This window comes from Streptomyces altiplanensis, from assembly GCF_053591575.1.
This window is the reverse complement of sequence record NZ_JBSFUB010000006.1, coordinates 86,820-105,391: the sequence shown is the minus strand read 5'-3', so window position 1 is coordinate 105,391 and position 18,572 is coordinate 86,820. Positions and strand designations below refer to the sequence as shown.

Genomic DNA, 18,572 nt, shown 5'->3' with positions numbered 1-18,572 from the left:
CGCGCGGCGCATACGGTGAAGTCCACTCGTTGATCTTCCATGGGGCGCGAGCCCCTTCTGAGGAGTACGTCGGATGTCTTCTGACTTCTTCATTCCGGACCCCGAGGGCACCGTCCCCAGCGCCGAGGGCTACTTCGGCGCGTACGGCGGCAAGTTCATCCCCGAGGCACTCGTCGCGGCGGTCGACGAGGTCGCCGTCGAGTACGACAAGGCCAAGACCGACCCGGCCTTCGCGGCCGAGCTGAACGAGCTCATGGTCAACTACACGGGCCGGCCCAGCTCGCTCACCGAGGTGTCGCGGTTCGCCGGACACGCGGGCGGCGCGCGGATCTTCCTCAAGCGCGAGGACCTCAACCACACCGGCTCACACAAGATCAACAACGTGCTGGGCCAGGCCCTGCTCACCAAGCGCATGGGCAAGACCCGCGTGATCGCGGAGACCGGCGCCGGCCAGCACGGCGTCGCCACCGCCACCGCCTGCGCCCTCTTCGGCCTCGAATGCACCATCTACATGGGCGAGATCGACACGCAGCGCCAGGCGCTCAACGTCGCCCGCATGCGGATGCTCGGCGCCGAGGTCGTCGCCGTGAAGTCCGGCAGCCGGACCCTGAAGGACGCCATCAACGAGGCGTTCCGCGACTGGGTCGCCAATGTCGACCGTACGCACTACCTCTTCGGCACGGTCGCCGGACCGCACCCCTTCCCCGCCATGGTCCGCGACTTCCACCGGGTCATCGGCGTCGAGGCGCGCCGGCAGATCCTGGAGCGCACGGGGCGCCTGCCCGACGCGGCCGTCGCCTGCGTCGGCGGCGGCTCCAACGCCATCGGCCTCTTCCACGCCTTCATCCCGGACACGGACGTGCGCCTCGTCGGCTGCGAGCCCGCCGGACACGGCATCGAGACCGGTGAGCACGCGGCCACCCTGTCGGCGGGCGAGCCGGGCATCCTGCACGGCTCCCGGTCGTACGTCCTCCAGGACGAGGAGGGCCAGATCACCGAGCCCTACTCGATCTCGGCGGGCCTGGACTACCCCGGCATCGGCCCCGAGCACGCGTACCTCAAGGACAGCGGGCGCGGCGAGTACCGGGCCGTGACGGACGACGCCGCCATGCAGGCGCTGCTGCTCCTGTCCCGCACCGAGGGCATCATCCCGGCCATCGAGAGCGCCCACGCGCTCGCCGGCGCGCTGGAGCTCGGCAAGGAGCTCGGCAAGGACGGGCTGATCCTGGTCAACCTGTCCGGGCGCGGCGACAAGGACATGGACACCGCCGCCCGCTACTTCGGCCTGTACGACACCGACGCCGCGGTCGAGGCCGACGCCTCCGCCGCCGACGGCGCCGCCGAGATCCAGAGGGACACCAAGTGAGCGGGAACATCCAGCTGCTGGCCGACACCCTGGAGCGCGCCAAGTCCGAGGACCGGGCCGCCCTCATTGCCTACCTCCCGGCCGGATTCCCGACCGTCGACGGCGGGATCGACGCCGTCAAGGCGGTCATCGCGGGCGGCGCGGACGTCGTCGAGATCGGTCTGCCGCACAGCGACCCGGTCCTCGACGGCCCGGTCATCCAGACCGCCGACGACATCGCGCTGCGCGGCGGCGTGAAGATCGCCGACGTGATGCGCACGGTCCGCGAGGCGCACGAGGCGACCGGGGCCCCGGTCCTGGTCATGACGTACTGGAACCCGATCGACCGGTACGGCGTCGAGCGCTTCACCGCGGAGCTGGCCGAGGCGGGCGGCGCGGGCTGCATCCTGCCCGACCTGCCGGTGCAGGAGTCCGCGCTGTGGCGTGAGCACGCCGAGAAGCACGGCCTGGCCACGGTCTTCGTGGTCGCGCCGAGCAGCAGGGACGAGCGCCTCGCCACCATCACGGCGGCCGGTTCGGGATTCGTCTACGCCGCCTCGCTGATGGGTGTCACCGGCACCCGCGAGTCCGTCGGCGCGCAGGCCCAGGACCTGGTGCGCCGGACGCGGGCGACGACCGGTCTGCCGGTGTGCGTCGGGCTCGGGGTCTCCAACGCCGTACAGGCCGAGGAGGTCGCGGTCTTCGCCGACGGCGTGATCGTCGGCTCCGCCTTCGTCCAGCGGCTGCTGGACGCTCCGGACGCGGCCGCGGGCCTGGACGCCGTACGGGCGCTCGCCGGTGAGCTGGCGGAAGGCGTCCGCAGGGGCCGCGCGAACAACTGAGCGGTGTAGCCCGTACGAGTGGACCTGGACCGGGGAGGCGCGCGGGCGCCTCCCCGGTTCGTTGCTGCGGGTGTGAGTGACAAAAACCGTGACGGAAAACGAACCGCCCGTGAGCGCCTGGTGCAGGAGCGCGAGGCGCAGAAGGCGCGCGACAGGCGCAGGCGGACCATGATCGTGTCCGCCGCCGTGGTCGGAGTGCTGGGCCTGGCCGCCGTGATCGGGGTCCTCGCCGCGAACTCGGGCTCGGACCCGGGCAGCGACGACAGCGCGGGCCCCGTCGTGGTGCCCAGGGGCACGGACGCCGAGGGCGACCCGATGATCCCGGTGGGGGCGAAGGACGCGCCGTCCACGCTCACGGTCTGGGAGGACTTCCGCTGCCCGGCCTGCGCCCAGTTCGAGAACGCCTTCCGGGACACGGTCCACGAGCTGGAGGCGTCGGGACAGCTCAGGACCGAGTACCACCTGGCCACGCTCATCGACCGGAACATGGGCGGCACCGGATCGCTGAGGGCGGCCAACGCCGCCGCGTGTGCGCAGGACGCCGGAAAGTTCGCGCCGTACCACGACGTGCTCTACCAGAACCAGCCGCCGGAGGTCGACGACGCCTTCGGCAGGAACAGCCGCCTGATCGAGCTGGCGGGCAAGGTCGACGGGCTCGTCACCGAAACGTTCAAACAGTGTGTGAACGACGGGACACACGACAGCTGGGTGCGGAAGGCCAACGAAGCCTTCGAGAAGGGCGACTTCAGAGGCACGCCGACCGTGCTGCTCAACGGAGAGTCCGTCTTCCCGAAGAAGGGCAACGAGCAGATCACGCAGGAGAACCTGAAGAAGTGGGTCGCCGAGGCGAACAGGGGCAAAAAGGCGGGGACGGCGACCGCCTCACCCGCGGCGACGCCGTAGTACGTGCGCCGGGCTCGTTATCCAGACGTTGCCGGGTGGGTTGCCGTACCTCCCACCCGGCAGGGTAGCGTCGACCCTGCCATGGAACTTGCCTATATCCCCAGCCCGTCGACCGGTGTGATCGAGCTCGGACCGATCCCGCTCCGCGGCTACGCGTTCTGCATCATCATTGGCGTTTTTGTGGCCGTCTGGTACGGCAACAAGCGCTGGATCGCCCGGGGGGGCAAAGCCGGCACGGTGGCCGACATCGCCGTATGGGCGGTTCCCTTCGGCCTCGTCGGCGGACGGCTCTACCACGTCGTCACCGACTACCAGCTGTACTTCAAAGAGGGCCAGAACTGGGTCGACGCCTTCAAGATCTGGGAGGGCGGCCTCGGTATCTGGGGTGCCGTCGCTCTCGGCGCGGTCGGCGCCTGGATCGGCTGCCGCCGCCGCGGGATCCCGCTGCCGGCCTGGGCCGACGCCATGGCCCCCGGTCTCGCCTTCGCCCAGGCCATCGGCCGCTGGGGCAACTGGTTCAACCAGGAGCTGTACGGGCGGGAGACCGACCTGCCCTGGGCGCTCAAGATCTCCGAGGGCGTGAACCGCGAAGCGGGGACGTACCACCCGACCTTCCTGTACGAGTCGCTGTGGTGCGTCGGCGCCGCGCTGCTGGTCATCTGGGCCGACCGCCGCTTCAAGCTCGGGCACGGCCGGGTCTTCGCCCTGTACGTCGCGCTGTACTGCACGGGCCGCGGCTGGATCGAGTACATGCGGGTCGACGAGGCGCACCACGTGCTGGGGCTCCGGCTGAACGTGTGGACCTCGATCGTCGTGTTCGTGTGCGCGGTGGCGTACTTCGTGATCTCGGCGAAGGTCCGGCCGGGGCGCGAGGAGACGGTCGAGCCGGTTCCTTCGGACAAGGGCGACGCGGCTGCGGTGGCTGAGGCGGAGGGTGGCGCCGATGCTGATGCTGATGCCGATGGCGGTGCCGGTGCCGGTGTCGGCGACAGGGCCGAGGCCAAGGACTAACGCCTCCGGCGGCCGAGGCCGCCGGGTCACGGCCCGGCGGCAGGGGTACGGGACGCCAGGGCCAGGGTCCGGTGGGCGGTCGCGACCACCGCCGCGTCCACGAACCGGCCGTCGGGAAGTGCCAGCGCGCCCCGGTCAGCGGCCGCCGCCTTGACGATCTCCTCGGCTTCCTCCACCTCCCGGGGAGTGGGCAGGAAGGCGCGCTCGATCACCGGCAGCTGGCGGGGATGCACCGCCGTGCGGCCCAGGAAGCCCAGGGCCCGGCCCCGGGCGCACGAGGCCGCCAGCCCTTCCAGGTCCCGGACGTCCGGGTACACCGACTGGGCCGGCCGCTCCAGGCCCGCCGCCCGTGCGGCGACCACCACCCGGCTGCGCGGCCACGCGAGCCCGGTGTCGTCCCGTACGCCCAGATCCGCGCGGAGGTCGGCCTCGCCGAGCGCGATACCGCGCAGCAAGGGGTGCGCGCCGGCGATGGCGTGGGCGCGCTCGACGGCGAGCGCCGATTCGAGCAGGGCGTACAGCGGCACGTCCGGCATCGTGTTCGCGACGTACCGGACCTCGGCCGGGTCCGTGACCTTGGGGACGCGGAGGGCCGACAGGCCGGGCAGCCCGACCAGGACGTGCAGATCCGCCTCGGCGAACGGGCTGTCCAGGGCGTTCACGCGGACGTGGACGGGGGTGGAGGGCCGCTCGGTGAGCAGCTCGGCGGTCGCGGAGCGGGCGTACCCCTTGCGGTCGGGCGCGACCGCGTCCTCCAGGTCGACGATCACGGCGTCGGCGCCCGCGCGCAGTGCCTTGGCGACGGTCTCGGGACGGTCACCCGGTACGTACAGCCAGGTCAGGGGCGTGGGTGCGGTCATCGCGTGCCACCGGTGGCGCGCAGGGCGGTGATCTCGGCCTCGGACAGGCCGGCCTCGGTCAGGACCGCGTCCGTGTCCGCGCCGTGCGGGCGTCCCGCCCAGCGGATCGCGCCGGGCGTCTCGGAGAGGCGGAAGAGGACGTTCTGCATGCGCAGCGGGCCGAGTTCGGGGTCCTGGACCGTGGTGATGGTGTCCAGGGCGCGGTACTGGGGGTCGGCCATGACGTCCTGGATGTCGTAGACGGGGGCGATCGCCGCTTCGGCTTTCTCGAACGCGGCGAGTGCGTCGGCCCGGGTGTGGCGGGCGATCCAGTGGCCGACCGCCTCGTCGAGTTCGTCGGCGTGCTCGGCGCGGCCGCTGCCCGTGGTGAACCACGGCTCGTCGACGAGGTCGGGGCGGCCCACCAGGCGCATCACGCGTTCCGCGACGGACTGGGCCGAGGTGGAGACGGCCACCCAGGCGCCGTCGGCGGTGCGGTAGGTGTTGCGGGGGGCGTTGTTGCGGGAGCGGTTGCCGGTACGGGGCTGGACGTAGCCGAGCTGGTCGTACCAGAGGGGGTGGGGGCCGAGGACGGTGAGGATCGGTTCGATGATGGCCATGTCGACCACCTGGCCGCGGTGGGTCGTGGTGCGGGCCGTGAGCGCGGTCATCACGGCGTAGGCGGTCGCGAGCGCCGTGATCGAGTCGGCCAGGCCGAACGGGGGGAGCGTGGGCGGGCCTTCCGGTTCGCCGGTGATCGCCGCGAAGCCGCTCATCGCCTCGGCGAGCGTGCCGAAACCGGGGCGGTGGGAGTACGGGCCGGACTGGCCGAAGCCGGTGACACGGACCAGGACCAGGCGGGGGTTGACCGCGCTCAGTTCCGCCGGGCCGAGGCCCCATTTCTCCAGGGTGCCGGGGCGGAAGTTCTCGATGATCACGTCGGTGGTGGCGGCCAGGCGGAGGAGGGCGCCACGGCCGGTGGGGGCGGAGAGGTCGAGGGTGATGGTGCGCTTGTTGCGGCCCAGGAGTTTCCACCACAGGCCGATGCCTTCTTTGGCGGGGCCGTGGCCTCGGGACGGGTCGGGCCTGGTGGGGTGCTCGACCTTGATCACGTCCGCGCCGAAGTCGCCGAGCATGGTGGCGGCGAGGGGGCCGGCGAAGAGGGTGGCCAGGTCGAGGACGCGGAGGCCGGTGAGGGGTGGCGGCGGGGCGGGAGCGGCTTCGGCGGGAGTGGCCTCGGTGGTGGGGGTCGTTCGGGTCATGGGGAGCTCTTCACCTGGGATTCGGTCTTGGGTTCAGGGCATGACGCGCCGGTGGGCGCGGTGCGGTGTGCCTCTACGAGGGTGAGGCGGGCGAGGGTGTCGAAGCCGATGCCGTCGAGGCCGGCGACGGACGTGGCCAGGCGGTTGCGGAGAGGGGCGGTCCAGTGGGCGGGGAGGGCTTCCGGGGAGCCTGCGAGGAGGCCCGCGACGCTGCCGGCGGTGGCGCCGTTGGAGTCCGTGTCCCAGCCGCCGGACACGGCCCGGCAGATCGAGGCGGTGAAGTCGCCGTCGGCGTGGGTGAGTGCGGCGGCGACGAGTGCGGCGTTCGGGACCACGTGCACCCAGTGGTGGTGGCCGTAGGCGGCGTGGAGGTCGTCCACGACGGTGTCGAAGGCGGTTGCGGCGCGTGCTGCCTCGATGCCGTGGCGGACCGCTCGGGCCAGGCGGGACTCCGGGGGGACGACGCTCAGACCGGTGCGCAGGCAGTGGTGTACGTCGGTGGTGCCGGCGGCGGCTTCGGCGATGGTCGCCGCGATGAACATCGCGCCGTACACGCCGTTGGAGGTGTGGGTGAGGACCGCGTCCCGGTGGGCCTGTTCGGCGGCGGCGGCCGGGTCGCCGGGGTGCGTCCAGCCGTGGATGTCGGCGCGGATCAGGGCGCCGATCCATTCGCGGAACGGGTTGCGGTGGGTCGCGGTGTGAGGGGGTGTCAGTCCTTGGAGGAGGTTGCGGTAGGCGATGCGCTCGGCGGTGAACGTGCGGCCGGCCGGGAGTTCGTCCAGCCAGAGGCGGGCGAGGTGGGTGGTGGTGAAGGCCTTGGTGTGGCGCTGGAGGAGGAGCAGGCCCAGGAGGGGGTAGTTCAGGTCGTCGTCCTCGGGCATGCCGTCGATGTTCTCGGCGAGGGAGGTGGGGGCGGAGCGGCGGTTCCAGGGGTGGCGGGCCAGGAGGGCGGCGGGGACGCCGTGGGCGGTGAACCAGGTGCGCAGGGGCCAGTTGCCGGCGGCGGTGGCCAGGTGGCGGATGGCGGGGAGGGGGAGCTTCTCGACGGGTTTGCCGAGGAGGCAGCCGGCGGCGCGGCCCAGCCAGGCGGCGTGCAGGCGGTCGAGGAGGGGGGCCGGTTCTGGCACCGGGGACAGCGCGGGTGCGGGTGCGGGGACGTGGGGGCCGGTGACGCGCCGGGGCGTCTCCTCGGGCGTCGCACGTCCGGGTACGGCGTGAGCTTCGGGGCGGTCGCGTTCGGCGCCCTGCGGGGAGCGCCCCGGCGCGTCACCTCCCGGCACCGGGCTCGCCGGCCGGGGCCATGCCGGGCAGGCGGACCTGATGGCGGGCAGGGAGGTCGGTTCGGCCCGGGCCAAGGGAGAGGGGAGGTGGTGCAGTTCGTCGAGGAGGACCTCGGCCAGGGCGCGCAGGTGTGGGGGCGCGGGGGTGGCGGAGGCGCCCGTGGCAGGTGGCGCGGGCGGGCCGCCCGCCTGGTGCCAGCGGGCGCGGATCGCTGCCGTGTCGCGGCCGTCCTCGCATGCCTGGCGGAGTTCGTGGGCGATCAGGTCCTCCGGCTGGACCCAGGTGAGCCGGAGACTCATGACGTGCCCGTCAGTGCCTCGAACGCCGTTCTGTGGGCGTTGCGGCGCCGTGTGTCCCGGGCGTACACCTCGCGGGCCACGTCGATCAGGGTGCGGGCGGGAGCGTGCAGGTCGGTGCGGCTTGCTTCGGCGACTGTTTTCGCCCAGTCGGAGGGGACGGCCGCTTCGCCGTGCAGCGCCCCGGAGACGGCGCCGCTCATCGTGGCGATCGAGTCGCAGTCGCGGCCGTAGTTGACCGAGCCCAGGACGCTGTGGCGGTAGTCGCCTCCGGCTACGAGGAGCATGCCCAGGGCGACGGGGAGCTCCTCGATGGAGTGCAGGCGGGAGGGGCGGCGGGCGGCGAGGGTCGGCCTGCGGTAGTCCGGGCCGACGGTGTCGAAGGGGGCGACGGCGTCCCGGAGGGGGGTGAGCGCCGACTCGAAGTCGTGGTGGCGGACCGCCGCTTCGGCCACCGCTTCGATCGCGGCGCGGGTGCCGTCCTTGGCGAGGGAGAGGCAGGTGTCGACGACGGTGGCCGGTGTCGCGTCGGGGGCGCAGGCGGCGGCCACGGCCGCGGCGAAGACGCCGGCCGCCTCGCGCCCGTACGAGGACTGGTGGGCGCCGGCGATGTCGATCGCCTCGGCGTACGCGGATGCGGGGTTGCCCGCGTTGACCAGGCCGACCGGGGCCATGTACATCGCGGCGCCGCAGTTGACGATGTTTCCGGCGCCGGCTTCCCGGGGGTCCACGTGGCCGTAGTGGAGGCGGGCGACGATCCACTTCTCGGCGAGGAAGACGCGCTGGAGGGGAAGGGCTTCCGTTTCCAACTCAGGGATGTAGACGGGCTTTTCGATGAGCTGGGGGACGAGGTGGTCGGCGATCGCGTAGGCGTCCAGGTGGTCGCGCACGGCGTCGTACACGCGGATCAGGGCGTGCGTCATGAGGGTGTCGTCGGTGATGTGGCCGTCGCCCTTGTGGTACGGGGCGATGGGGCGCGCCGTACGCCAGTCCTCGTGGAAGGGGCCGACGATGCCGTGGACGCGGCCGCCGTGCCGTTCGGTGATCTGCTCGGGGGTCCAGCCCTCGACCGGGCCGCCGAGCGCGTCGCCGACCGCCGCGCCGATCAGGCTGCCGGTGATGCGGTCTTCGAGGGTGAGGGGGGTGAAGGTCGTCATGTCCGGATCCGTTCGTGGTGGAGTCGTGCGGCGAGTTCGATGAGATCGGTGCCGGCCAGGCGGGGGAGGGCGCAGCCGACCAGCGTGCGGCAGGTGTCGCGCCAGCCGGGCGGGAGCGCGTCGCCGCCGCAGAGCGCGCCGGTCAGCGCGCCGGAGAGGGCGGGGGCGGAGTCGGCGACGCGGGACAGGCAGGCGGCGGCGGGCACGGCCTCGGTGACACGGCCGCGGGCGGCGGTGGCGAGGGCGAGGGCCACGGGGACGGTTTCGGCGGCGGCGATGCCGTAGCTGTAGACGTGGTCGACGATCTGGTGTTCGAGGGTGGGGACCAGGGCGAAGGCGCCGGTGGTGGCTGCGGCCAGGCGTACGGCGTGGGCCGCGTTGCGGCCGATCTCGGTGGCTTCGGGGAGCTGGGCGAGGGCGGCTTCCACGGCTTCGTCGACTCCGGCGCCGCCGAGAGCCGCCGCGACCGCCGCGGCCATGGCGCGGGCACCGTGGACGCCGTCGCCGTCCTGGGTGTAGCGGGCGTCGAACTCGGCGAGCTCGGCGGCGGCGGCCGGGTCGCCGGGGTGGGCGGTGGCGAGGACGCAGGCGCGGACGCAGGCGGCGTCGTCGAAGTAGTGCGGGTTGTCGTGGCCGGTCGCGGGCGGGCGCAGGCCGGTGGCGAGGTTGCCGAGGCCGGCGCGTACGGAGATCCGGGCGCGCAGGGGGAGTACGGCGGACTCGACCTCGGGGGCGCGGTCGGCGGCGGCGGCGACCTCGGCGGCGAGGGCGGTCCAGGCGCGGTCGACCGCGGCGCGGATCGTGCCGGGGCCGGTGTCCAGGATCGTGACGGCGGTGAAGGCGGCCCACTCCGCGTCGTCGGAGGGGCCCAGGCGCAGGGGTTCGGGGGGCTGGTTGAGGGCGATGGGGACGGGGAGGGTGGTGGTGGCGTTCTGCTCGGCGAAGGTGTCGAGTTCGCGGGTGAGGCGGCGGGTCCAGTCCGGCATGCGGGCGGCGCGGTGGCGGGCGGCGGGCCAGCCGGCGGCGTCGCCCGCCGCCAGGCCGAGGAGGAGACCCTCGACGCGGCGGAGGTCCGGGGCGGCGGGGCCGGCCGGGGTGTCCGGTGCGGTCCGGGGCGCGGCTTGCGGGGGGTTGTAGGGGGTCATGAGGCTGCCTGGGGATCGTCGTCCGGGGCCAGGAGGTCCGCCACGTCCAGGACGTGGTGGCCCCGCATGGAGGGGAGGCAGCTGCCCCGTGCCGGGGCGATCGCCGACGACCAGGCCGGGGGGATCGCGCCCGCGCCGCACAGGGCGCCGGCCAGGGCGCCCGCCACCGCTGCCGTGGTGTCCGCGTCACGGCCCATGTTGACCGCCGTGAGGACCGAGGCGGTGAAGTCGCCGTGGGACGCCGCGAACGCCCCGAAGGCCAGGCCCACCGCTTCGGGGGCCAGGTCCGTCCAGGGATAGCCGCCGATCACCACCGCCGAGCGGACCGCGCGTTCGCCCTGCGGGGCGGCGGCCACCGCGCGGCGCAGGGATCGGGCCGTCCAGGAGTCGGACGGGATGACCGAGAGGGCCGCGGCGGTGATCGCGGAGGGGGTGGCGCCCGTCATGGCCGCCGCCACGCCCGCCGCCACCGCCTGGCCGCCGTAGATGCCCTCGCCCTCGTGGCTCACGCAGCCGTCGATCGCGACCAGGCGCGCCGCCTCCGCCGGGCGGCCTGCCGCGAAGACGCCGAACGGCGCGGCGCGCATCGCGAGGCCGTCGCTCCACGCGTGGCGGTGCTGGGCGGAGATGGGTGCGGCCAGGCCCCGGCGGAGGTTCTCCAGCGTGCCGCGTTCGCTGAAGCCCGCGCCGCGGAAGGGGCCCTCGTCCAGGTCGGCGATCCACAGGTGCCATGCGTTCTCGACGTGGGCCGCGGTGAGCGCTGAGCCGTGGCGGGCGAGGAGGAGGCCGGAGAAGATGGCGTACTCCGTGTCGTCCGTACCGGCGGGGTCGGAGGACACGAAGCCTTCGATGCGGCCCCAACGGCGGCGGATCTCGGAAGGCTTCATGTTCTCCGCGGGGGCCCCGAGCGCGTCGCCCACCGCCAGGCCCAGCAGGGCGCCCCGCCCCCGGTCACGGAGCGCGCGTACGGCGTGAAGTCCGCGCAGGGCCTGAAGCGCGCGACCGTGATCGGTGCGGGATTGCATGCAGTCAACTCCCTGGGCTCGTTCCTGGATCTGTGCCACGCCAGGGCCCGGCAAAGGCTCCGAAACGTCAGCGTCACCCGGTCGGCGTGGGGTCTGAGCTGCGGGTAAGTACGGCCTGCCTTGCTGGCGGGGGGTCTGAATCGTGCGTACTTTCGATGGTGTTGAGGGGGTGGAGCGGGCCGCACACGGCCCCGCCTCCGGCGAGAGGGGAACGGGCGAAATGGCCATCATCGAGACCGAGGCGACGCTGCACGAGGCGCACCGCGACAACCACACGCACCGCGACGTGAATGGGGGTTGGCTGCGCCCGGCGGTCTTCGGCGCGATGGACGGTCTGGTGTCCAACCTGGCGCTGATGACGGGTGTCGCCGGCGGGTCCGTGGGCCAGCAGGCGATCGTCATCACCGGGCTCGCCGGGCTGGCCGCCGGGGCCTTCTCCATGGCGGCGGGCGAATACACCTCCGTGGCCTCGCAGCGGGAGCTGGTGGAGGCCGAACTCGACGTCGAGCGGCGTGAGTTGCGCAAGCACCCCAAGGACGAGCTGGAGGAGCTCGCCGCGCTCTACGAGTCGCGGGGGGTCGAGGCGGGGCTGGCGCGCGAGGTCGCCACCCAGCTGTCCAGGGACCCCGAGCAGGCGCTGGAGATCCACGCCCGCGAGGAGCTCGGTATCGACCCCGGGGACCTTCCCTCACCCCTGGTCGCCGCCGTATCGTCGTTCGGGGCGTTCGCGCTGGGCGCCCTGCTGCCCGTACTGCCGTACCTGCTCGGGGCCTCGACGATGTGGCCCGCGGTACTGCTCGCGCTCCTCGGCCTCTTCGCCTGCGGAGCGCTGGTGGCGAAGGTGACGGCGCGGTCCTGGTGGTTCAGCGGGCTGCGGCAGCTGGCGCTCGGCGGGGCCGCGGCGGGTGTGACGTACGCCCTCGGCGCTCTGTTCGGAACGGCCGTAGGGTGAGACACTATGCGGGGCTCCACATAAGTAGTCTGTTACCCGGTGGTTTCGATTCCGCTAACACCGGGCATGACCCCACAACGCCGCAGGCAATGAAGCCTGCTCCGTGACGGCCGGACGGATGTCGGTCTGTCCGCCTGTGACCCACCTCCACCGCTATGAGCGGTGTCCGCATGCTGGAATGAGCTATCCGCTTCGCGAGAAGCCAGCCATCATGTAACCTGCACGAAATTTCGCGGAGGGCCAACGTCGTCCCTCGGTAGTTGCTCCCCCGGACTTCGCCCGGGAGGTGCCCCCACCCACGACGACGACGGGAGTGCCGATGCGTTCCGACGCCTGGTCGCCCATGGACGGTCGCCCCGCCCAGCAGGGGATGTACGACCCCCGTAACGAGCACGACGCCTGCGGCGTCGGCTTTGTGGCCACCCTCACCGGTGTGGCCAGCCATGAGCTGGTCGAGCAGGCGCTGACCGTACTGCGCAATCTCGAACACCGCGGTGCCACCGGATCCGAGCCCGACTCCGGCGACGGCGCCGGAATCCTGCTCCAGGTCCCGGACGCCTTCCTGCGCGAGGTCACGGACTTCGACCTCCCCGAGGCCGGGGCGTACGCCGTCGGCATCGCCTTCCTCCCTGCCGACGGCTCCGCACAGGCCGTCTCGCAGATCGAGGCGATCGCCGCCGAAGAGGGCCTCGAGGTCCTGGGGTGGCGTGAGGTTCCCGTCACTCCTTCGCTGCTCGGCAACGGGGCCCGTGCCACCATGCCGGCCTTCGCCCAGATCTTCGTGGCGGACGGTACGTCCACGGGCCTGGCCCTGGACCGCAAGGCCTTCGTACTGCGCAAGCGCGCCGAGCGCGAGGCCGGGGTCTACTTCCCGTCGCTGTCGGCGCGGACCATCGTCTACAAGGGCATGCTCACCACCGGGCAGCTGGAGCCGTTCTTCCCGGACCTGTCGGACCGGCGCTGCGCCACGGCCGTCGCCCTCGTCCACTCGCGGTTCTCGACGAACACCTTCCCGAGCTGGCCGCTCGCCCACCCGTACCGCTTCGTCGCGCACAACGGCGAGATCAACACGGTCAAGGGCAACCGCAACTGGATGAAGGCCCGCGAGTCCCAGCTCGCCTCCGGCCTCTTCGGGAGCGAGAACCTGGAGCGGATCTTCCCCGTCTGCACGCCCGACGCCTCCGACTCCGCGTCCTTCGACGAGGTGCTGGAGCTGCTGCACCTCGGCGGGCGCTCGCTGCCGCACTCCGTGCTGATGATGGTCCCCGAGGCGTGGGAGAACCACGACTCCATGGACCCGGCCCGCCGCGCGTTCTACCAGTACCACGCGACGATGATGGAGCCCTGGGACGGCCCGGCCTGCGTCACCTTCACCGACGGCACCCAGGTGGGCGCCGTACTGGACCGCAACGGTCTGCGTCCCGGCCGCTACTGGGTGACGGACGACGGGCTCGTCGTGCTGTCCTCCGAGGTGGGCGTGCTCGACATCGACCCCGCCAAGGTCGTCCGCAAGGGACGGCTGCAGCCCGGCAAGATGTTCCTGGTCGACACCGCCGAGCACCGGATCGTCGAGGACGACGAGATCAAGGCCGGCCTCGCCGCCGAGGCTCCGTACCAGGAGTGGCTGGAAGCCGGCGAGATCGAGCTGGAGGACCTGCCCGAGCGTGAGCACATCGTGCACACGCACGCCTCGGTCACGCGCCGCCAGCAGACCTTCGGCTACACCGAGGAAGAGCTCCGCGTCATCCTCGCGCCGATGGCCCGCACCGGTGGTGAGCCGCTCGGCTCCATGGGCACCGACTCGCCGATCGCGGCGCTGTCCGAGCGGCCCCGGCTGCTCTTCGACTACTTCACCCAGCTCTTCGCGCAGGTCACCAACCCGCCGCTGGACGCCATCCGCGAGGAGCTCGTCACCTCGCTGCGCTCCTCGCTCGGCCCGCAGGGCAACATCCTGGAGCCGACCGCCGCGACCTGCCGCAATGTCGCGCTGCCGTTCCCGGTGATCGACAACGACGAGCTGGCCAAGCTGATACACATCAACGCCGACGGCGACATGCCGGGCATGACGGCCGCCACGCTGTCCGGCCTCTACCGCGTCAGCGGCGGCGGCGACGCGCTGGCCGCCCGTATCGAGGAGATCTGCGCCGAGGCCGACGCCGCCATCGAGGCCGGCGCCCGCCTGATCGTGCTCTCCGACCGGCACTCGGACGCCGAGCACGCGCCGATCCCCTCGCTGCTGCTCACCTCCGCCGTGCACCACCACCTCATCCGTACGAAGCAGCGCACCCAGGTGGGGCTGCTCGTCGAGGCGGGCGACGTGCGTGAGGTGCACCACGTCGCGCTGCTCATCGGTTTCGGCGCCGCCGCCGTCAACCCGTACCTCGCGATGGAGTCCGTGGAGGACCTTGTCCGCGCCGGTACGTTCATCGAGGGCGCCGAGCCCGAGCAGGCCATCCGGAACCTGATCTACGCCCTGGGCAAGGGCGTCCTGAAGGTCATGTCCAAGATGGGCATCTCGACCGTCGCCTCCTACCGGGGCGCGCAGGTCTTCGAGGCCGTCGGTCTGGACGAGGCCTTCGTCGAGAAGTACTTCAACGGCACGGCGACCAAGATCGGCGGCGCCGGTCTCGACGTCATCGCCAAGGAGGTCGCCGCCCGGCACGCCAAGGCGTACCCGGCCTCCGGCATCGCCGCCACGCACCGCGCGCTGGAGATCGGCGGCGAGTATCAGTGGCGCCGCGAGGGCGAGCCGCACCTGTTCGACCCGGAGACGGTCTTCCGCCTCCAGCACGCGACGCGGGGCCGCCGGTACGACATCTTCAAGCAGTACACGGACCGGGTGAACCAGCAGTCCGAGCGGCTGATGACCCTGCGCGGGCTCTTCGGCTTCAAGAGCGGGCGTACGCCGATCTCCATCGACGAGGTCGAGCCGGCCTCCGAGATCGTCAAGCGCTTCTCCACCGGTGCCATGTCGTACGGCTCCATCTCCCAGGAGGCGCACGAGACCCTCGCCATCGCCATGAACCAGCTGGGCGGCAAGTCCAACACCGGTGAGGGCGGCGAGGACGCCGAGCGGCTGTACGACCCGGCGCGTCGCTCCAGCATCAAGCAGGTCGCCTCCGGCCGCTTCGGTGTGACGAGCGAGTACCTGGTCAACGCCGACGACATCCAGATCAAGATGGCGCAGGGCGCCAAGCCCGGCGAGGGCGGCCAGCTGCCCGGCCACAAGGTCTACCCGTGGGTCGCCAAGACCCGGCACTCGACGCCGGGCGTGGGCCTCATCTCGCCGCCGCCGCACCACGACATCTACTCCATCGAGGACCTGGCTCAGCTGATCCACGACCTCAAGAACGCCAACCCGGCGGCGCGCATCCACGTGAAGCTGGTGTCGGAGGTCGGTGTCGGCACCGTCGCGGCCGGTGTGTCCAAGGCGCACGCCGACGTGGTGCTGATCTCCGGACACGACGGCGGTACGGGCGCCTCGCCGCTCACCTCGCTCAAGCACGCGGGCGGTCCCTGGGAGCTCGGCCTCGCCGAGACCCAGCAGACGTTGCTGCTCAACGGACTGCGCGACCGTATCGTCGTCCAGGCCGACGGCCAGCTGAAGACCGGCCGCGACGTCGTCATCGCCGCACTGCTCGGCGCCGAGGAGTTCGGTTTCGCGACCGCGCCGCTCGTCGTCTCCGGCTGCGTCATGATGCGCGTCTGCCACCTCGACACGTGCCCGGTCGGCATCGCCACCCAGAACCCGGTCCTGCGGGAGCGCTTCTCCGGCAAGGCCGAGTACATCGTCAACTTCTTCCAGTTCATCGCCGAGGAAGTGCGCGAGCTGCTGGCCGAGCTCGGTTTCCGTACGCTCGAAGAGGCCGTCGGCCACGCCGAGCTGCTCGACACCGACGCGGCCGTGACCCACTGGAAGGCGCAGGGCCTCGACCTGGAGCCCCTGTTCTACGTTCCCGAGCTGCCGGAAGGCGCGGTCCGCCACCAGATCACCACCCAGGACCACGCGCTGGAGAAGGCGCTCGACAACGAGCTGATCAAGCTCGCCGCCGACGCCCTGGCCGTGGGCAGCGCCGAGGCGGCGGGGCCGGTCCGCGCGCAGGTCGCGATCCGCAACATCAACCGGACCGTCGGCACCATGCTGGGCCACGAGGTGACGAAGAAGTTCGGCGGTGCGGGCCTGCCCGACGACACCATCGACATCACCTTCACCGGGTCCGCGGGCCAGTCGTTCGGCGCGTTCGTGCCGCGCGGTGTGACGCTGCGGCTCGAAGGCGACGCCAACGACTACGTCGGCAAGGGGCTCTCGGGCGGCCGGATCATCGTCCGCCCGGACCGGGGCGCCGACCACCTCGCCGAGTACTCGACGATCGCGGGCAACACCATCGCGTACGGCGCGACCGGCGGCGAGCTGTTCCTGCGCGGCCGGACGGGCGAGCGCTTCTGCGTCCGCAACTCCGGCGCCACGGTCGTCTCGGAGGGCGTGGGCGACCACGGCTGCGAGTACATGACCGGCGGCCGCGCGGTCGTCCTGGGCGAGACCGGACGCAACTTCGCGGCCGGCATGTCCGGCGGCATCGCGTACGTCGTCGACCTCGACCCGGACAACGTCAACTCCGGCAACGCCGGGGCGGTCGAGGCGCTCGACGACGCCGACAAGCAGTGGCTGCACGATGTGGTGCGCCGCCACGAGGAGGAGACCGGGTCCACGGTCGCCTCGAAGCTGCTGGCCGAGTGGGACACCGCGGTGACCCGCTTCAGCAAGATCATCCCGTCCACGTACAAGGCAGTGCTCGCCGCCAAGGACGCCGCTGAGCTCGCCGGTCTCTCCGAGCAGGAGACCACCGAGAAGATGATGGAGGCGGCGACCAATGGCTGACCCCAAGGGCTTCCTGACCACCGGACGCGAGGTCGCCAAGACCCGTCCCGCCGGTGAGCGCGTCAAGGACTGGAACGAGGTCTACGTCCCCGGCTCCCTGCTGCCGATCATCAGCAAGCAGGCCGGCCGCTGCATGGACTGCGGCATCCCGTTCTGCCACAACGGCTGCCCGCTCGGGAACCTCATTCCCGAGTGGAACGACTACGCCTACCGCGAGGACTGGTCGGCGGCGTCCGAGCGGCTGCACGCCACGAACAACTTCCCGGAGTTCACCGGGCGGCTGTGCCCGGCCCCGTGCGAGTCGGCGTGCGTGCTCGGCATCAACCAGCCGGCCGTCACCATCAAGAACGTCGAAGTCACCATCATCGACAAGGCGTGGGGCAACGGCGACGTCACCCCGCAGCCGCCCGAGCGCCTCTCCGGCAAGACCGTCGCCGTCATCGGCTCGGGCCCGGCGGGTCTCGCCGCCGCCCAGCAGCTGACCCGGGCCGGTCACACGGTCGCGGTGTACGAGCGCGCCGACCGCATCGGCGGGCTGCTGCGCTACGGCATCCCCGAGTTCAAGATGGAGAAGTCGCACATCAACCGGCGCATCGAGCAGATGCGCGCGGAAGGCACCAAGTTCCGCACCGAGGTGGAGATCGGCCGCGACATCGACGCCGCGAAGCTGCGGCGCCGGTACGACGCGGTGGTCATTGCCGCCGGCGCGACGGTCTCCCGCGACCTGCCCGTCCCGGGCCGCGAGCTGAACGGCGTCCACTTCGCGATGGAGTACCTGCCGCTCGCCAACAAGGTGCAGGAGGGCGACCTGACGGTCTCCCCGATCACCGCCGAGGGCAAGCACGTCGTGGTCATCGGCGGCGGCGACACCGGCGCGGACTGCGTGGGCACCGCCCACCGCCAGGGCGCGGCCTCCGTCACCCAGCTGGAGATCATGCCGAAGCCGGGCGAGGAGCGCAGCGCCAGCCAGCCGTGGCCGACGTTCCCGATGCTCTACAAGGTCACCTCCGCGCACGAGGAGGGCGGCGAGCGGGTCTACTCCGTCTCGACCACCCGCTTCGAGGGCGACGAGGACGGCAACGTCCAGTTCCTGCACCTCGTCGAGGTGGAGTTCAAGGACGGCAAGCTGGAGCAGAAGCCGGGCACGGAGCGGAAGATCCCGGCCCAGCTGGTCACCCTCGCCATGGGCTTCACGGGCACGGACCAGGCGAACGGTCTGGTCCAGCAGTTCGGCCTGGAGCTCGACGCCCGCGGCAACATCGCGCGCGACGCGCAGTACGCCACGAACGTCGACGGCGTCTTCGTCGCCGGTGACGCCGGCCGCGGCCAGTCGCTCATCGTGTGGGCGATCGCCGAGGGCCGCTCCGCGGCGCGCGGCGTGGACCGCTACCTGACGGGGACGAGCGAACTGCCGGCCCCGGTCAGGCCGACGGACCGTGCGCTGACCGTCTGACGTACGCTCCCCCCAAAGACGTCCCGTACAACGGCGTGCGGAACTGAACGCGGCGCCTGCCCCCGTCCCCGACCGGACACTGGGTGGGCGCCGCGGCGCGTCCCGGGCCACACCTCCCGGACGGGGTCCGCCCCCTCCCGGCCGCGCACGGTCTGGCGGGTCCGCACACGCGTCTCCTACCA

At 72.2% G+C, this 18,572-nt stretch carries 13 protein-coding genes; 7 read left to right on the top strand and 6 right to left on the bottom strand.

The genetic code is table 11. From position 1 onward, the window contains the following. Positions 1 to 73 precede the first annotated feature (73 nt). From trpB to lgt, 4 genes are all read left to right on the top strand, one after another. Positions 74 to 1,366, top strand: a complete 1,293-nt coding sequence (gene trpB, locus ACWD0Y_RS04420; RefSeq protein WP_450258968.1) for a tryptophan synthase subunit beta — start codon at positions 74 to 76, stop codon at positions 1,364 to 1,366. Further along, complete coding sequence (gene trpA / locus ACWD0Y_RS04415) at positions 1,363 to 2,187, top strand: tryptophan synthase subunit alpha (protein ID WP_093801319.1); 825 nt, start codon at positions 1,363 to 1,365, stop codon at positions 2,185 to 2,187. Before trpB ends, trpA begins: the two co-directional genes overlap by 4 nt. Positions 2,188 to 2,259: 72 nt before the next feature. Beyond that, positions 2,260 to 3,090 (top strand): thioredoxin domain-containing protein, encoded by an 831-nt coding sequence (locus ACWD0Y_RS04410; RefSeq protein WP_450258967.1) that lies wholly within the window; start codon positions 2,260 to 2,262, stop codon positions 3,088 to 3,090. Between the two features lie 81 nt (positions 3,091 to 3,171). Next, on the top strand, positions 3,172 to 4,101 hold the full coding sequence (lgt, locus tag ACWD0Y_RS04405; protein ID WP_450258966.1) for a prolipoprotein diacylglyceryl transferase: 930 nt from the start codon (positions 3,172 to 3,174) through the stop codon (positions 4,099 to 4,101). Between the two features lie 26 nt (positions 4,102 to 4,127). On the opposite strand, the gene ACWD0Y_RS04400 is transcribed toward lgt, so the two are convergent. Genes ACWD0Y_RS04400 through ACWD0Y_RS04375 form a run of 6 tightly spaced genes read right to left on the bottom strand, consistent with a single transcriptional unit; the run spans position 4,128 to position 11,106 of the window. Further along, the gene (locus ACWD0Y_RS04400) at positions 4,128 to 4,961 is read right to left on the bottom strand and encodes an HpcH/HpaI aldolase/citrate lyase family protein (RefSeq protein WP_450258965.1); all 834 of its coding nucleotides are present in this window, start codon (positions 4,959 to 4,961) and stop codon (positions 4,128 to 4,130) included. Then, entirely contained in the window at positions 4,958 to 6,202 is a 1,245-nt protein-coding gene (locus ACWD0Y_RS04395; RefSeq protein WP_450258964.1) for a CaiB/BaiF CoA transferase family protein, read from the bottom strand. Before ACWD0Y_RS04395 ends, ACWD0Y_RS04400 begins: the two co-directional genes overlap by 4 nt. Continuing rightward, complete coding sequence (locus ACWD0Y_RS04390) at positions 6,199 to 7,782, bottom strand: ADP-ribosylglycohydrolase family protein (RefSeq protein WP_450258963.1); 1,584 nt, start codon at positions 7,780 to 7,782, stop codon at positions 6,199 to 6,201. The genes ACWD0Y_RS04395 and ACWD0Y_RS04390 overlap by 4 nt, the downstream gene beginning before the upstream one ends. After that, a complete protein-coding gene (locus tag ACWD0Y_RS04385; RefSeq protein ID WP_450258962.1) occupies positions 7,779 to 8,936 on the bottom strand; it encodes an ADP-ribosylglycohydrolase family protein in 1,158 nt (385 codons plus the stop codon). The genes ACWD0Y_RS04390 and ACWD0Y_RS04385 overlap by 4 nt, the downstream gene beginning before the upstream one ends. After that, on the bottom strand, positions 8,933 to 10,081 hold the full coding sequence (locus tag ACWD0Y_RS04380; RefSeq protein WP_450258961.1) for an ADP-ribosylglycohydrolase family protein: 1,149 nt from the start codon (positions 10,079 to 10,081) through the stop codon (positions 8,933 to 8,935). Before ACWD0Y_RS04380 ends, ACWD0Y_RS04385 begins: the two co-directional genes overlap by 4 nt. Continuing rightward, positions 10,078 to 11,106 (bottom strand): ADP-ribosylglycohydrolase family protein, encoded by a 1,029-nt coding sequence (locus ACWD0Y_RS04375; RefSeq protein ID WP_450258960.1) that lies wholly within the window; start codon positions 11,104 to 11,106, stop codon positions 10,078 to 10,080. The genes ACWD0Y_RS04380 and ACWD0Y_RS04375 overlap by 4 nt, the downstream gene beginning before the upstream one ends. Positions 11,107 to 11,326: 220 nt before the next feature. On the opposite strand from ACWD0Y_RS04375, the gene ACWD0Y_RS04370 reads away from it, so the two are divergent. From ACWD0Y_RS04370 to ACWD0Y_RS04360, 3 genes are all read left to right on the top strand, one after another. Beyond that, entirely contained in the window at positions 11,327 to 12,058 is a 732-nt protein-coding gene (locus ACWD0Y_RS04370) for a VIT1/CCC1 transporter family protein (RefSeq protein ID WP_450258959.1), read from the top strand. Positions 12,059 to 12,377: 319 nt separating this feature from the next. Then, entirely contained in the window at positions 12,378 to 16,937 is a 4,560-nt protein-coding gene (gene gltB / locus ACWD0Y_RS04365) for a glutamate synthase large subunit (protein WP_450258958.1), read from the top strand. Beyond that, the gene (locus tag ACWD0Y_RS04360; protein ID WP_450258957.1) at positions 16,930 to 18,390 is read left to right on the top strand and encodes a glutamate synthase subunit beta; all 1,461 of its coding nucleotides are present in this window, start codon (positions 16,930 to 16,932) and stop codon (positions 18,388 to 18,390) included. Before gltB ends, ACWD0Y_RS04360 begins: the two co-directional genes overlap by 8 nt. Positions 18,391 to 18,572 lie beyond the last annotated feature (182 nt).

What these genes read in the sequence shown, in the direction of transcription:
- ACWD0Y_RS04395 (WP_450258964.1), bottom strand. Translation starts at nt 6,202, where the DNA reads ATGACCCGAACGACCCCCACCACCGAGGCCACTCCCGCCGAAGCCGCT.
- lgt (WP_450258966.1), top strand. Translation starts at nt 3,172, where the DNA reads ATGGAACTTGCCTATATCCCCAGCCCGTCGACCGGTGTGATCGAGCTC.
- ACWD0Y_RS04385 (WP_450258962.1), bottom strand. Translation starts at nt 8,936, where the DNA reads ATGACGACCTTCACCCCCCTCACCCTCGAAGACCGCATCACCGGCAGC.
- ACWD0Y_RS04390 (WP_450258963.1), bottom strand. Translation starts at nt 7,782, where the DNA reads ATGAGTCTCCGGCTCACCTGGGTCCAGCCGGAGGACCTGATCGCCCAC.
- ACWD0Y_RS04380 (WP_450258961.1), bottom strand. Translation starts at nt 10,081, where the DNA reads ATGACCCCCTACAACCCCCCGCAAGCCGCGCCCCGGACCGCACCGGAC.
- trpB (WP_450258968.1), top strand. Translation starts at nt 74, where the DNA reads ATGTCTTCTGACTTCTTCATTCCGGACCCCGAGGGCACCGTCCCCAGC.
- ACWD0Y_RS04360 (WP_450258957.1), top strand. Translation starts at nt 16,930, where the DNA reads ATGGCTGACCCCAAGGGCTTCCTGACCACCGGACGCGAGGTCGCCAAG.
- gltB (WP_450258958.1), top strand. Translation starts at nt 12,378, where the DNA reads ATGCGTTCCGACGCCTGGTCGCCCATGGACGGTCGCCCCGCCCAGCAG.
- ACWD0Y_RS04400 (WP_450258965.1), bottom strand. Translation starts at nt 4,961, where the DNA reads ATGACCGCACCCACGCCCCTGACCTGGCTGTACGTACCGGGTGACCGT.
- ACWD0Y_RS04370 (WP_450258959.1), top strand. Translation starts at nt 11,327, where the DNA reads ATGGCCATCATCGAGACCGAGGCGACGCTGCACGAGGCGCACCGCGAC.
- ACWD0Y_RS04375 (WP_450258960.1), bottom strand. Translation starts at nt 11,106, where the DNA reads ATGCAATCCCGCACCGATCACGGTCGCGCGCTTCAGGCCCTGCGCGGA.